At 67.2% G+C, this 14448-nt stretch carries 11 protein-coding genes; 7 read left to right on the top strand and 4 right to left on the bottom strand.

Annotation, left to right across the window (positions count from 1 at the left end):
• The first annotated feature begins 42 nt into the window (after positions 1 to 42).
• The 5 genes from thrB (at position 43) to KBY65_RS08745 (ending at position 6635) form a co-directional block, all read left to right on the top strand.
• Positions 43 to 1008, top strand: coding sequence for a homoserine kinase (gene thrB / locus KBY65_RS08765; protein WP_094559504.1), 966 nt, complete (start codon positions 43 to 45; stop codon positions 1006 to 1008).
• 122 nt (positions 1009 to 1130) lie between these two features.
• The gene (locus tag KBY65_RS08760) at positions 1131 to 2720 is read left to right on the top strand and encodes an NAD(P)H-quinone oxidoreductase subunit 4 (RefSeq protein ID WP_254987253.1); all 1590 of its coding nucleotides are present in this window, start codon (positions 1131 to 1133) and stop codon (positions 2718 to 2720) included.
• A gap of 53 nt (positions 2721 to 2773) precedes the next feature.
• Positions 2774 to 4858 (top strand): M3 family metallopeptidase, encoded by a 2085-nt coding sequence (locus KBY65_RS08755; RefSeq protein ID WP_255001339.1) that lies wholly within the window; start codon positions 2774 to 2776, stop codon positions 4856 to 4858.
• Positions 4858 to 5946 carry a phosphotransferase enzyme family protein gene (locus KBY65_RS08750; protein ID WP_255001338.1) on the top strand — a complete coding sequence of 363 codons (1089 nt, stop codon included), beginning with the start codon at positions 4858 to 4860 and terminating at the stop codon, positions 5944 to 5946. The genes KBY65_RS08755 and KBY65_RS08750 overlap by 1 nt, the downstream gene beginning before the upstream one ends.
• Entirely contained in the window at positions 5943 to 6635 is a 693-nt protein-coding gene (locus KBY65_RS08745) for a DOMON-like domain-containing protein (RefSeq protein WP_254987250.1), read from the top strand. The genes KBY65_RS08750 and KBY65_RS08745 overlap by 4 nt, the downstream gene beginning before the upstream one ends.
• Here KBY65_RS08745 and KBY65_RS08740 read toward each other — a convergent pair.
• From KBY65_RS08740 to KBY65_RS08725, 4 genes are read right to left on the bottom strand one after another with little or no spacing between them, the layout of a single operon-like run.
• Positions 6616 to 7008 (bottom strand): dihydroneopterin aldolase, encoded by a 393-nt coding sequence (locus KBY65_RS08740; protein WP_233128452.1) that lies wholly within the window; start codon positions 7006 to 7008, stop codon positions 6616 to 6618. The genes KBY65_RS08745 and KBY65_RS08740 overlap by 20 nt on opposite strands.
• On the bottom strand, positions 7005 to 8306 hold the full coding sequence (locus KBY65_RS08735) for a glutamate-5-semialdehyde dehydrogenase (RefSeq protein WP_255001337.1): 1302 nt from the start codon (positions 8304 to 8306) through the stop codon (positions 7005 to 7007). Before KBY65_RS08735 ends, KBY65_RS08740 begins: the two co-directional genes overlap by 4 nt.
• Before the next feature lie 7 nt (positions 8307 to 8313).
• On the bottom strand, positions 8314 to 9210 hold the full coding sequence (locus tag KBY65_RS08730; RefSeq protein ID WP_255001336.1) for an ROK family protein: 897 nt from the start codon (positions 9208 to 9210) through the stop codon (positions 8314 to 8316).
• Positions 9210 to 13169, bottom strand: a complete 3960-nt coding sequence (locus tag KBY65_RS08725; RefSeq protein WP_255001335.1) for a translocation/assembly module TamB domain-containing protein — start codon at positions 13167 to 13169, stop codon at positions 9210 to 9212. Before KBY65_RS08725 ends, KBY65_RS08730 begins: the two co-directional genes overlap by 1 nt.
• A gap of 381 nt (positions 13170 to 13550) precedes the next feature.
• Here KBY65_RS08725 and KBY65_RS08720 point away from each other — a divergent pair, with 381 nt between their 5' ends.
• Positions 13551 to 14018 carry a Ycf51 family protein gene (locus tag KBY65_RS08720; protein WP_255001334.1) on the top strand — a complete coding sequence of 156 codons (468 nt, stop codon included), beginning with the start codon at positions 13551 to 13553 and terminating at the stop codon, positions 14016 to 14018.
• Between the two features lie 2 nt (positions 14019 to 14020).
• Positions 14021 to 14404 carry a DUF4332 domain-containing protein gene (locus KBY65_RS08715; protein WP_255001332.1) on the top strand — a complete coding sequence of 128 codons (384 nt, stop codon included), beginning with the start codon at positions 14021 to 14023 and terminating at the stop codon, positions 14402 to 14404.
• Positions 14405 to 14448: the final 44 nt, after the last annotated feature.

Genomic DNA, 14448 nt, shown 5'->3' with positions numbered 1-14448 from the left:
GATTGGGCGGCCTGAGACACTGGGTCGAGCAGACGTTGTTGCATGGTGCGCCCCCGGGTCGGCCAAGGGGTTGTGGTTCACGTTCCCGCCACCACAGCCAATGTGGGCCCTGGCTTTGACTGCCTCGGAGCGGCTCTTGATCTAGACAACGTTTTCCAGATGCGCTGCATCGAGGGTGGCAGTGAGCGCTTCGATCTGATCATCGAAGGCAGCGAGGGCGCCCACCTGCGCGGGGGCCCCGACAACCTGGTGTATCGCTCCGCCCAACGGGTGTGGAAGGAAGCCGGTGAGGAGCCGGTAGCCCTCGAGGCCCGGGTGCGCTTGGCCGTGCCACCGGCCCGTGGCCTGGGCAGCAGCGCCACGGCGATTGTGGCTGGCCTGATCGGCGCCAACGCCCTGGTGGGCGAGCCCCTCAGCCGCGAGAAGCTGCTGGAACTGGCCATCGACATCGAAGGCCATCCCGACAACGTGGTGCCCTCCCTGGTGGGCGGGCTGTGCATGACCGCCAAAGCCGCTTCCCACCGTTGGCGGGTGGTGCGTTGCGAGTGGTCGCCGGAGGTGCAGGCCGTGGTGGCGATCCCCGCCATCCGGCTCACCACCAGCGAAGCCCGCCGTGCCATGCCCAAGTCGATTCCGGTGGGTGATGCGGTGATCAACCTGGGATCGCTGACGCTGCTGCTGCAGGGGCTGCGCACCGGCAACGGCGACCTGATCACCGATGGCATGCACGACCGCTTGCATGAGCCTTACCGCTGGGGTCTGATCCATGGCGGCAAGGCCGTGCGAGAAGCGGCTCTGGCCGCTGGCGCCTGGGGCTGCGTGATCAGCGGCGCCGGCCCCAGCCTGCTGGCCCTCTGCCCCAAGCCCGTGGCCGAAGCGGTGAGCACGGCAATGGTGCGGGCCTGGCACCAGGCCGGCGTGGAATCGCGCTCCGAGGTGTTGCCACTCCAGCAGGAGGGAAGCCGCTGGGAAGCGCTGCCCGATCAACCGGCCGGAGCCCCCAGCTGAATCCAGCGATCTAAGTATTTTTACTCAACTCCCCTGGGGCGACTGATAGATTCATCGCCGATTCCAACAGGGTCCGATCTCGGTCCTGCCCTGGGAATTACCAGATCTGCAACCGGGCCGTGATGGACGCCAACCTGCCCCTGCTCGCCGCGTCCAGCCTTGCCCTGCCCACCGAGGACAGCGCGTTTCCTTGGTTAAGCCTGATCGTGCTGCTCCCGGCGGCGGTCGCCCTGTTGATGCCCCTGCTGCCAGGAGATGGCAGCGATCCGAAATGGCCGCGCACCCTGGCCCTGGGGGCCCTGGGGGTCGACTTGGCTCTTATGCTGGTTTGCTTCAGCCAGCATTACGACGGCTCCGACAGTGGCCTGCAACTGGTGGAGCGGGTCAGCTGGGTGCCAGCCCTTGGCTTGGAGTGGTCCCTGGCAGCCGATGGCCTCTCCGCTCCTCTGGTGCTCCTCTCTGGCGTGGTCACGCTGCTCTCGGTTGCGGCCAGCTGGAACATCCAGCGCAAAACCCGGCTCTACTTCGGTTTGATGCTGGTGCAGGCCTCGGCCCAGGGCCTGGTGTTTCTCTCCCAAGACTTCCTGCTCTTCTTCCTCGCCTGGGAACTGGAGCTGGTACCCGTTTACCTGCTGATCGCCATCTGGGGCGGCAAGCAACGCCAATACGCGGCCACCAAGTTCATCCTCTACACCGCCACAGCTTCCCTGCTGATCTTGCTCAGCGGCCTGGCCCTCGCCCTCTCTGGCGACACCTTCACCTTCAACCTCTCGGAGCTCTCCACCCGGTCCCCTGGAGGCACCTTCGGCCTGCTCTGCTATCTGGGCTTCCTGGTGGGCTTCGGCGTGAAATTGCCGATGTTCCCGCTGCACACCTGGCTGCCCGATGCCCACGGCGAAGCCAACGCGCCGGTGTCGATGCTGCTGGCGGGGGTGCTGCTCAAGATGGGCGGTTATGCCCTGCTGCGCTTCAACGTGCAGATGCTGCCGGAGATCCACCTGCAGCTAGCGCCAGCCCTGATCGTGCTGGGCATCGTCAACATCATTTACGGGGCGCTGAACGCCTTCGCTCAAGACAACGTCAAGCGCCGTATCGCCTGCAGCTCGGTGAGCCACATGGGCTTCGTGCTGGTGGGAATCGGCGCGATCGATGCCCTCGGCCTCAGTGGCGCCATGCTGCAGATGATCAGCCATGGCCTGATCGCCGCCGCCATGTTCTTTGTCACCGGTGTGTTCTACGAGCGCACCGAAACCCTGTCGATCCCCAACATGGGGGGCCTGGCCAAAGCTCTACCGATCACCTTCGCCTTCTTCCTGGCCAGCTCCCTCGCCTCACTGGCCCTGCCTGGCATGAGCGGCTTTGTCAGTGAGATCACGGTGTTTCTCGGCGTGACGGCGAACGACGGTTTCACCATCGGCTTCCGCGTGATCACGATCGTGCTGGCGGCCATCGGCCTTGTGCTGACGCCCATCTACCTGCTCAGCCTCTGCCGCCGCGTGTTTTTTGGCCCCAGGATTCCGGCACTGGCCATGGTGGGCGACATGCGCCCGCGCGAACTGCTGATCGGTCTGACCTTGCTGGTGCCGACCCTGGCCATTGGCTTCTGGCCCCGGCTGGCGATCGATGTCTATGAGGCGTCCACCAATGCCCTGGCCGAGCAGCTCAGCTCCACCGCCCTGCTCGCCGTGGGCCGGTTGACCGCCCTGGGCTGAACCACGCCACCCCGCTCCAATCGGGTGAAATGGAGGCACTTCCGATCGCACCCATGACCGTGAGCGCTTCGCTGCCACTGCTGGCTGGCCAGGGTCTGCCCCAGTTTGAGGCGATCACACCGGAGCAGGTGGAGCAGGGCATCCCCGCCCTGCTTGATGCCCTCAACAGTGAACTCACGGCCCTGGAAACCAAGCTGGAGCAGAGGCTGGCCGAGGCCACTCCGCTCGCCTGGGACGAGCTGATGGATCCCCTGCACCATCTCGGCGAGCGCCTGCGCTGGAGCTGGGGGGTGGTGAGCCATCTCAATGGCGTCTGCAACACCCCCGAATTGCGGACGGCCCACCAGCAGCAGCAGGGCGCCGTGGTGCAATTCGGCAACCGCGCCGGCCAGTCGCGGCCGATCTACCGCGCCCTCGAAGCCCTGCAGCAAAACGCCGCCAACCTCGATGGCACCCAGCGCCGCATCCTGGAGGCCGAGCTGCGCGACATGCGCCTGCGCGGGGTCGGGCTGGAGGGAGCGGAGCAGGAGGCCTTCAATGCCGCCAGCGCCCGGCAGGCCGAGCTGGCCACCACCTTCAGCAACCACGTGCTCGATGCCACCAATGGCTGGAGTCTCACCCTCACCAGTGAGGCCGACCTGGCCGGCTTGCCGGCGAGTTTGCGGGAGCTGCTGGCCCAGGCCGCCCGGGATGCTGGCGAGAGCGGCTGGCGGCTTGGACTCGACATGCCCCGGGTGGTGCCATTCCTCAAATACAGCCAGCGCCGCGACCTGCGCGAGCAGGTGTACCGCGCCCAGGTGAGCCGGGCCTCCACGGGCGAGCTCGACAACCATCCCCTGATCGAGCAGATCCTGCAGCTGAAGCTGGAGCAGGCCCAGCGCCTGGGCTATGCCAACTGGGCCGAGGTGAGCCTCGCCTCGAAGATGGCCGGCTCAGTGGCGGAGGTGGAAGTGTTGCTCGACGACCTGCGAGCCGCCGCCTATCCCGCCACCCAGCAGGAGCTGGAGGCCCTTGCCGCCTGCGCCGCCCGCCATGGCGCCGACGAGGCCGCGGCACTCAAACCCTGGGATGTGAGCTACTGGGCTGAAGTGTTGCGGCAAGAGAGCTTCGACCTCGATTGCGAAGCCCTGCGGCCCTGGTTCTCCCTGGAGCAGGTGCTGCAGGGGCTGTTCGGCCTCTGCCAGCGCCTGTTCGACATCCGCATCGTTGCCGCCGATGGCGAGGCGCCCGTCTGGCACAGCGATGTGCGCTATTTCCGCGTGCTCGATGGGGCCAGCGGCCAAGCCCTGGCAGGCTTTTACCTCGATCCCTACAGCCGCCCCGGCAGCAAGCGCGGTGGTGCCTGGATGGATGAGTGCCTCGGTCGCGCCCGCACCCATGCCGGCGAAGCGGTGCTGCCCGTGGCCTACCTGATCTGCAACCAGAGCCCGCCGGTGGGCGACACCCCCAGCCTGATGACCTTCGACGAGGTGGAAACCCTCTTCCACGAGTTTGGCCATGGGCTCCAGCACATGCTCACCACCGTGGAGCGCCCGCAGGCCGCCGGAATCAACAACGTGGAATGGGATGCGGTGGAGCTGCCGAGCCAGTTCATGGAGAACTGGTGCTACGACCGAGCCACCCTGATGGGCATGGCCCGCCATTGGCAAACCGGTGAACCCCTGCCGGAATCGGACTATCAGAAGCTGCTGGCGGCGCGCACCTTCATGGGTGGCAGCGCCACCCTGCGGCAGGTGCACTTCGCCCTCACCGACCTGCGCCTGCATAGCCAGTGGACGCCGGCTTGCGGCCAGAGCCCGGAGCAGCTGCGCCTCGACCTCGCCCGCACCACCACAGTGCTCGAACCCATCCCCGAAGACGCCTTTCTCTGCGCCTTCAGCCACATCTTTGCTGGCGGCTATTCGGCCGGGTACTACTCCTACAAGTGGGCCGAGGTGCTCAGCGCCGACGCCTTCAGCGCCTTTGAAGAGGTGGGGCTCGAGCAGGAAGAAGAGATCGTGGCCACCGGCCGCCGCTTCCGCGACACCGTGCTCAGCCTGGGCGGCAGCCTCCCTCCAGCGGAGGTGTTCGAGGCTTTCCGCGGCCGCCAACCCAGCAGTGAGGCCCTGATCCGCCACTCCGGGCTGGTGGCCGCCTGATGGCTGCTGCCGCCCCGGAGCTGGTGGCCATCGCCGAGGCCTTTGCCCTGCCCGGGCCCGTCACCGCGATTGCGCCCCTGGGCAACGGCAACGTCAACGACACCTACCGGGTGGACACCGCCGGAGGCGATCGCTTTGTGCTGCAGCGGATCAACAGGGCCGTGTTTCCCCAGCCCCAGCTGGTGATGGGCAACCTCCAGGTGCTCAGCAACCACGTCCAACAGCGGCCGATGGCGGGCCAACGCTGGGAGGTGCCCCAGGTGATCCCCAACCGCCACACGGGAGAGCCCTGGATGGAGAGGGGGGACCAGTTCTGGCGGCTGCTCACCTTCGTCAACGACGCGGTGACAGTGGATGCCATCACCACCGCGGAGCAGGCTCGGCAGGTTGGGCGGGGTCTGGGGTTGTTCCACAGCCTGATCAGCGATCTGCCCGCCGAGCAGCTGGCCGACACCCTGCCCGGGTTCCACATCACACCCGGCTATCTAGCCGCCTACGACACCACCCTGCAGTCCACGTTGCACCAGCTCTGCGATCGGAGCCAGTGGTGTTGCACCTTTGTGGAGCAGCGCCGCAAGCTTGCCCCGCTGCTGGAGGACGCAGCAACGGCCGGGCGGCTGCAGCTACGGCCCATTCATGGCGATCCCAAGGTGAACAACGTGATGCTCTGCGCCAGCACGGGGATCGCTGTGAGCCTGGTGGATCTCGACACGGTGAAGCCCGGGCTCGTGCACTACGACATCGGTGACTGCCTGCGCTCCGCCTGCAATCGTCTCGGAGAGGAAGCCGGCGATGGCGAGGGGGTGTGCTTCGACCTGGAGCTCTGCCGGGCCGTGCTTCAGGGCTACCTGGGGGCGGCCCGCGCCTGCCTCAGCGCTGCCGACCTCGACCACATTTTCGATGCAGCCCGCCTGATCAGCTTCGAGCTCGGCCTGCGTTTCTTCAGCGACCACCTGGCGGGCGATGCATACTTCCGCACCAGCAGGCCCGGCCACAACCTCGATCGCGCCCGGGTGCAGTTTCGGCTCACCGAAAGCATCGAAGCCCAGGAAGCTGAGATCCGCGCCATCGTCGACGCGCTGCGATGACCAGCACTCCCTTCCGGCTGATCCCCTTTAGCGGCGGCAGTCCAGACAAGGAGCCTGGTGGCTCCAGCCTTCCTGAGAGCTTCACGATCAGCGGCCACCTCAGCTTCATCGCAGGCACCCTCGAGGCCGACACCCTCGAGATTGCCTACCAACTCCAGGGCGATCTGGCCCGGCTGAGCCTCCCCGCTCCCGCCAGCCAGCCGGAGCGGCGCGATCTGCTCTGGCAGACCACCTGCCTGGAGCTGTTCCTGGCCCGCCAGGGAGCCAACGGCTACTGGGAATTCAACCTGTCCCCGGCCGGCCACTGGAACGTCTACCGCCTGGAGGGCTACCGGCAGGGATTGACGCCCGAACCGGCCTATCAGCAACTGCTCTTCCAGGTGGAACAGCATGGGGCAGGCTTCACGACGCAGCAGCTGACCTTGACGCTGCGCTGCCCACTGCCCCCCGATGTGCAAAGACAAGGCGTTGAAAGAGCTTGTGAAACAGGTTGTGAAACAACTGGTGAATCAGCTTTTGAAACAGCTGGTGCAACTGGGGCCACCTCAGTTGAACGCCCAGGGCTGGAGGTTGGCATCACGGCCGTCATCCAAGGCAGCGATGGAACCCTGAGCTACTGGGCCCTGCACCATCCAGCCGCCGAGGCCGATTTCCACCATCGCGGTGGATTCACAATTCAGGTGCCATGAGCCAGCGTCGGCGACGCTCCACCGCCACAACGCCGCCAAAGCCCGGCACCGGAGCGTGGCATTTGCGCAGCTCCAGGCGGATTGGCACCGGCCCATAGAGCTCCTCAGCCAGATCCAGAATCCGCTCGCTGTAATTCTCGAGGGTTTGGCAGCAGATCGCTCGGGCCTGGCACTGCAGGGCCGTGATCAGCTGGCTGTAGTCGAGGGTGTCGCCGAGGGCATCGCTGCCGCCGGCCCTGGCCAGATCGACCGCCAGCTCGAGATCCAGCTCGAACCACTGGCCCTCGGCGCGCTCCACATCCAGCACCCCCACGTGGGCCCAGAGGCGCAAGCCGCGCACCCAGATGCGATCGCCGCCCACCGCGTCGTTCACAACGGCAGGCTGCGATGGCTGAACTGGCGCGCGCCACTGGCGTAGTCGGCGGCGATGTGGCCCTCGCCGCGCAGGCGGTAGCGGTAGGTGACCAGACCCTCCAGACCCACCGGCCCCCGGGGCGGCAGGGTCTGGGTGGAGATGCCCACCTCGGCGCCGAAGCCGTAGCGGAAACCATCGGCAAAGCGAGTGGAGCAATTGAGGTACACCCCGGCGCTGTTGACCGCGGCCAGGAAGCGATCGGCCGTGGCGGCATCCCGGGTGCAGATGGCATCGGTGTGGCGCGAGCCGTGCCGGGCGATGTGATCCAGGGCAGCATCCAGATCGGACACCACCTTCACGCTCAGGATCAGATCGGAATACTCCGTGCTCCAGTCGTCGTCGCTGGCGGCATGGCTCACCCCCAGTGCCATGGCGGCGGCATCGCCGCGCAAGTCCACGCCGGCGGCGGCAAAGGCCGCCACTGCCCGGGGCAGAAACGCCGGGGCGGTCGCCGCATCCACCAGCAGGGTTTCGATCGCGTTACAGGCGGCGGGGTATTGGGTTTTGGAATCCAGCGCCACCTTCAGGGCCAGATCCAGGTCGGCGGCCCGATCCACAAACAGGTGGCAGATGCCGTCGGCGTGGCCGAGCACCGGAATGCGGGTGTTGTCCTGAATGAAGCGCACCAGGGCGTTGGACCCCCGCGGAATGATCAGGTCAACCAGTCCATCGAGCTTCAGCAGACCCAGGCTCTCCTCCCGGCTGGTGAGCAGCTCCAGGGCATCGGGGGCCACCTGGCTCTCGGCCAAACCCTGGCGCAGCGCCGTGAGGATGGCCGCGCAGCTGTGGCTGGCTTCCCGCCCCCCCTTGAGCAGAGCCCCATTGCCAGAGCGGATCGCCAGGGAGGCGATCTGCATCACCGCATCGGGCCGGGCTTCAAAGATCACCCCCAGCACCCCCAGGGGCACCGTTACCCGCTCCAGCACCAGACCTTCATCCAGCTCGGTGTGCAGCTGGCGCTGCCCGAGCGGATCGGCCAGCTCGGCCACCTGGCGCACACCGGTGATGGCCCCATCCAGCTTGGCGCCATCGAGCTTGAGCCGGGCCACCAGGGCCGGGGCCAGATCCTCAGCAGCAGCGGCGCTGAGATCGGCCTGGTTAGCAGCCAGGATGGCGTCGCGGTTGCGTTCAAGGGCAGCGGCCATCACCAGCACGGCTTGCCGCCGCTGGTCGTCGCTGAGCTGGCCCAGGGCCATGGCGCAGCGGCGCACCTGGGCCGCCCGGGCGAGCAGGTCTGGGGAGGGGTCAGGGATCATCGCGCCATCATCCCAAGCCAGGCCCCAAGCGCTCGAGGGCCAGCCGTGCGGCACCGAGCCGGCCAGCGCCATTGCCCAGGCTGCAACGCCGAATCGTCAGCCCCTCCCGGCTCACCGCCTGGACCCGCTGCTCCACCTCGCTCCACACCGCGGGCAAAACGTGGGCACTGGCGCCACTCAGGCCGCCACCAATCAGCACCAGCTCCGGCGTGAACACATACAGCAGAGAGCTCACGCCGATGCCCAACAGGCGGCCATAGGACTGCCACACAGCAAGCGCATCGGCATCGCCGGCATCGGCCCGGCGACAGAGCTCGGCTGGATCCACGCTGGAGAGTCGATCGAAGCCACGACGGCTGCAGAAGGCTTCCAGGGAGCCGCGGTTGCCGCTGTTGCAGGCGGGGCCGTCGGGATCGATGCCGATCAGACCGGGCTCCGCCGCCGCTCCCCGATGGCCGGTGAACAGTTGGCCATCCAGCAGCACCGCGCCGCCAACCCCGGTGCCCAAGGTGAGCAACAGCACATCGCGCGCCTCGCGAGCCGCCCCCAGCCAGTGTTCACCGATCAGGGCACAGTTGGCGTCGTTGGCCAGGGTGACGCGGCGCTCGAGCAGGGGTTCGAGCCAATCGGCCAAGGGCACATCCCGCCAGCCCGGCAGGTTGATGGCGATGCGCGCCACCCGGCCGTCCGCATCACTAGGTCCGGGATGGCCCACGCCCACCCGGTCGGCCAGACGCTCGGGGTCCAGCTGCTGCACCGCTTCCACAATCGCCGTGGTCACGGCCCCGGGCATGGCCGGCTGGGGGGTCGGCACCGGCAACTCGGCCAGCAACGCCCCGGCTTCGCTGAAGCGGCCGAGCTTGATGGCGCTGCCGCCGAGATCCACGCCGATCAGCTGGTTCATCAGAAGCGGAAGAACACCTGCAACTGGGTCTGCCAGGCACCCTGGGCGTCAATCGAACCCTGCAGGTTGAGCAACTCGGAGGCCTTGAGATTGAGGTTCAGCTGGGGGGGCACATCGGAGCGGTTGGGGGCGGCCAGCACAGAAGCATTGAAGCGTTCCGAGATGTCAAGGCCGATCTCAGCCCCAAGCACCAGCTGGGGGGGAACCCGGCCTGAGCGGAGCTCGGTGGAGCTGTTCACCACCTGATTCACATAGGTGGGATAGAGGGCAAAACTGAGCCTTTGACCAAAGGCATCACTGAGGGTGCCGAGCAGGGGCGAGAGCAGGGTCTGGCCCAGGGCCGTAGCCAAAACGCTGGCACCGCCAGCACCAGCCAGTCCGGCCAAGGTGTTGCCACCGATCAGGGCCAGCAACCGGTCTTGAGAAAGGGGCGGCGAACTGCGCAGCACCAGATCATCGGCGAGGCGATCCGCCGGACCGCTCACACTGAGGAAGACCCGCACCAGGTTGAGCTGGTCGAGGGAATTGGTGGCACCGGAAGCCTGAAGATCCTGGGGCGACTGGCTGCCAGCCGGGCCCAGCCCGCTGGTGATCGGCAGGCTGTCGGACACCCGCGTGCGCAGGGAGATGTCGAGGTATGGGATGAGGCCCATCGACGGCGTGAACACCGCCACGTTGGGGGAATCGGAATCGAGGCTGAAGGTGGTTGTGAATAGGTTGAGGCGACCCCGCAAGAGCCGCACCACCCCCTGGAGCTGCAGGCTCGGATCGAGGCGTCCGTTGAGCCTCAACAGGCCACTGGTGCCGAAGCTGGCGAGGTTGGGGACCCCCAAGTTGAGATCGGGGCCCAGGCTGAGACGCAGATCGTCGAAGCCCACGGCCCGGATATTGGGCACGGCGGCCCGCAGCGCCTCACTGGCGTTGCTCTCCACCTCCGGACCGAGCAACACGAGGGATTGCTGATAATCCCAGCGAGCATCCAGCATTTCCGACGGTGTGGCCGCGGTCACCACCGGCCCTTCCTCGCTGGCCAAGCGACCCGGTTGGACATTCACCGTGCCCCTGGCTATGGCCAAGGCACCGCCGATATTGAGGGCGGGAATACTGCCCCCGATGAGCAGCTGACCATCGGCGACGGCCTTGATTCGGGGCAAGGCAAAGGGCACCGCCTTGATCTCCACCGCCAGTTGGGCGACCTGGCCATCGGCGCTGCGGGCGGGCTGCAGCAGGCCGAGAGATCCCTTCCCCGTAACAGATCCCTTCTCGCCCACCTTGGCGTTGAACTCCTGGAGCAACAGCTGTTCAAAGTCGAACAGCACGGTCGCTTCGACATCGCGCACCCGCTGGCCAATGAACTCCAGCTCGCCACCACGGAAACGCAAAAAGCCGTTGGCGATCGGATTGGCGATGCTGCCGCGCACCAGGAGCTGCAGGTCGCCGCTGCCCTTGTTCCACTCCAGGGCTGGTTGGGCCAGGTTGCTAAGGAAGCGCAGACCATCGTCCCGGCTGGCCAGGCGCAGCTCCAGCCCCTCCTGCTGGGAGTCCAGCGGCACGACCCCCGCCAGATCGACACTGCTGGAGGCACCGTCGGCCCGCAAGGAGAGGTCGAGCAGGAGATTTCCGCCCTGTAACTGGATCAGTCCCCGCTCGAGGGCCAGGGAGGTCTGCTGCAACTTGGCTTCATTCAAGGCGAGGTTGAGGGTGAGTTCCGGCTCGCCAGCCCCGAGGCGGTAGCGCCCACGCGCCGACAACGTGCCCCGCAGTCCAGCTGGCACGGGGGTCAACAGCGCCAGTAGCTCCAGGGGCAGGTCGGCCAGGTTGAAGTCGCCAGAGCCGTTGCGCAGGGGCCCCTGGAAGCGCAACAGCACCGGCACCTGGGTGAGGGCCCTGTCCTGATCCTGCTCCGGCAACCAGAGCTGGGCCCGGGCCTCCAGGTCGGCATTGGCCTGCAGCAGGGTGGGGCCCGCCAGGCGAAGGTCGGCATTAACGCTGCCACCGAGCTGCGCCAGGCGCTCGCGCAGCGATAGGCGGCTGGTCTGCTCAGTCCGGTCTGCCAGCAACCGGGCCCGGGCCGCGTCCAGGGCCATCAGCTGGTCCTGAACACTGCCGCCAAAGGTGTCGATCAGCAACGTACCGATGTCGCTGGCCCGCCCCACGATCGGTTCTGCCGCGCCGCGCCACTGGGGCCAGGCACCCATCAGTTGCTGCAGAAACCGCACCGGCAGCTGACGGGCCTCAAGGCGCGAGCGGAAAGCCCCGTTCCACACACCACTCCAATCGACTGCCAGGGCACCGCCCCCCAAGGGGGACAGGCTGCCCTTGGCCTGGTAGCGGCGATCGGCATAGCGAAAATCGGCCTGGGCCGACTGGCCCCAGATGCCGAGGAACACCGGACGATCCAACTCGGCCGTGCCGCTGAAGGCCAACGGTTGGAGCTCGAGCAGCCCCTGGCCACTGAGTCGACCCTGCAGCGGTTGGCGGCGCGCCTGCGGGCCAAGGGCCAATTGCAAGCCATCAAGGGGGAGCCGGGTCGCCTGCCAGCGATAGCCCCGGGGCCGACCGGTCAAGGCCAGAGCACCGGAGTCGCGCTCTAGGCGCACTTGATCAGGCACCCAGCTGGGATCGAAGCGGGCCTCCAACAGCCCCACCGGAGCCGGTGCCAGGGCCTCCATCCGCAGGCGCCCACCACCTGCGGAATCACCAAACCACTGGCCCTGCCAGCTTTCCCGCAAACTGATCGGCCCGGCCCCGGGTTGGTCGATGCGGAGGTCGAGATCGGGGGTAAGGGCCGACAGCGGACCCCGCACTCGGCCGGAGGCCTGCAGCACCCCCTGCAGCGGGGCCCCGACCAACAGATCAAGCCGCGAAAGGGGATAACGATCGAGCTCGAGACGGAGATCCAGTGGCCCCGGAACCAGGCCCTGGCCGACTCGCACGGCCAGGGGAAGCACCCCACGGGCACTGAGGTGGGGACTACGTAAATAGTCGAGCTCCAATTGCTGGTCACGCCAGATCAGACGCGCATCCCAGCGGCCCAGCAGGGGATTGGTGGATTGACCGAAGCGGGCCTGCAGGTTGGGCAGCATCCAGGGGCCACGGACCTCGAGGCTGCCCGTCACCGCCTGGTCCAGCAGCCAGGGCGGGCTGCCGGGCTGGAGGGGGAGGTCCCTGGGCCGTAGGCGCCAATCACCGGCAAGGTCGAGCCGCTGGCCCAGCAGGCCCCGAACCCGTAGCCAGGAGGCACCGAGGCCCAGATTGAGCCGCTTCAACTGCAGCTGTTGGCGCTCCCAGAGGCCCAGCAATTGAACCGTGCCCTGCAGGCCCCGGGTCCCAGGCTGCTTCCAGCTCCAACCGGTGGTGGCCAGCTCCAGGGTCTGGTCCCGACAACTCAAGTCAGCAAAGGGGAGCTCCAACCGGGCAGGGGGCTTGCCTGGGCGCCAGCTGAGCTGGCGCACTTGAAGACTCCCCTGGCAAGAGGGCCTGCTGTTGGTCCATGCCAACCGAACCGTGCCATCGGCGCGGCCGGCGAGCTGTCCCGGTAGGGCCAAAAGCCGCTGCAACGGCAGCAGTGGGAAGGCCTCGCTGCGCAGGCGCCCTTCCCACTGTTGCTTCGCCCAGTTGCCACCTAGCTGCACCGCCAGCACCCCACCCCCTTGGCGGGGGCGGAGACGCCCATCCAACTGGAGCTGGCTGCGATGGGTAAGCAGGCCGAGGCGAGCGGATATTCGGAAGGTCTGGCCCGAAGGCGCCAGGGTCACCAGCGCCGGATCGGCCAGGCGCAACCGCAGATCCAGCCGGGGCTGACTGGTGACAGCTGGCGGGCGTCCCAGCACCCAGTACTGACCCTCGGAGTTAGGGCGCAGAGCGACCCGCACCCCCGCCAAGCTCACGTGCAGCACGGGCAGTCTCTGCCGCAGGCTGGCGAGGGGATCGAAGCTCACCGCCACAGACCGGATCAAAACGCTGGATCCGTCGCCTGGTCCCGGGCCGACCCGACCGGGCCCAATACGACTAGGACCCAGCTGCAAACCACCCCAGCCGAGGCCCTGATAGGAACCCAGCTCGACAGGATGACCCAAAAGCTGCCCGAGGGGTTGCTCCAGCTGGGGTTTCCAGTGCCCGTAGGCGCGGCGCAGGGCCTGGTCGCCCGCCCAGATCAACAACAGCAAGCCACCGGTAGCGATGGCAAGGCCACCTCCCAGCCTGAGCAGAACGGGGGCAGGGGGAGGAGGCGAAGGGGGAAGGCCTGGTTGCTGCTCTGGGAACACCGCCATTCCCGTGGGATGCCACCGCCTGCGTCGGGCGCAATATAAAGGCCTTGTCGAGACGACTTAGCCCCTATGGCCGCTGATCCGATTCTGCTGACAGCGGGCCAATGGCTGGGGGCCGCCAGCGGAGCACTGGCCATCACCACCGTGGTCGGCTACCTACGCCGCTGGGGAATCCGCTTCCGCCTGGTGGGCGTGACGAGCTTCACCGCCTTGCTGGCCGTCTCCTGCATCACCTTCGCCGTGAGCTACGCGCCCAGGGTGCGGCTGGAGGGAGCCGTCAGCGTGCCAGTCGTGTACGACAACGGCAGTGATTTGGTCGTAGCGGCCGCACCTGTAGAGCTGCCGCCCGGTGCCGCCGGCCCAACGGTTCTAGAGGTGGCCGAAAACCTTCGGGGCAGCGGGCGCAGCAGCGCCGATGGCCTGGTGCATGTGCGCCTGCGCCGGGTCGAAAACCTAGGCCCAGGCCTCAGCAAACCGGTGGTGCTGGCGGAGGCAACTCGCAACCTGACCAGCGGCGTGGTGCAACTCCAACCCTGACCATGTGGCAGCTGCCGATCCACTTTCAGAGGGAGCAACGCCAGCTCGAGCAAGCTGGCATCAAAAATTGGCAAGCCCTTGCCGCCGTTGCCGACGGGGAGCTGCGACGGCTTGGCCGCGCTGGCGGCGCCAGTGAAGCCCGGCTGATCAAGCTCAGGGGTCAGGCCCGGCTTGTCGTGGAGGTGGGCCTTGAACCAGCAGAAGCAGCTTTGCTCCTCTACGCCGGGATTGCCAGCCGAGCGGGACTGGCGGCAGCTGATCCCCACCAACTGCTGGTTCAGATGGGCCGGCTGCAACGCAGCCTCACCGGCATGGCGGCACCAATGCTCGACCTCACCACCTTGCGGAGCTGGATCCTGCGGGCGCAACGCCGGCCTACAAACTGATCCAGTAGCGACGCCAAAGCTACGTCAGGTGACTGGAATAGTTG

It is taken from the genome of Cyanobium sp. Alchichica 3B3-8F6 (assembly GCF_024346435.1).
Lineage (GTDB): Bacteria > Cyanobacteriota > Cyanobacteriia > PCC-6307 > Cyanobiaceae > Cyanobium_A.
Note: the sequence above shows the minus strand (reverse complement) of the source record. Positions and strands in the feature narration are given on the sequence as shown.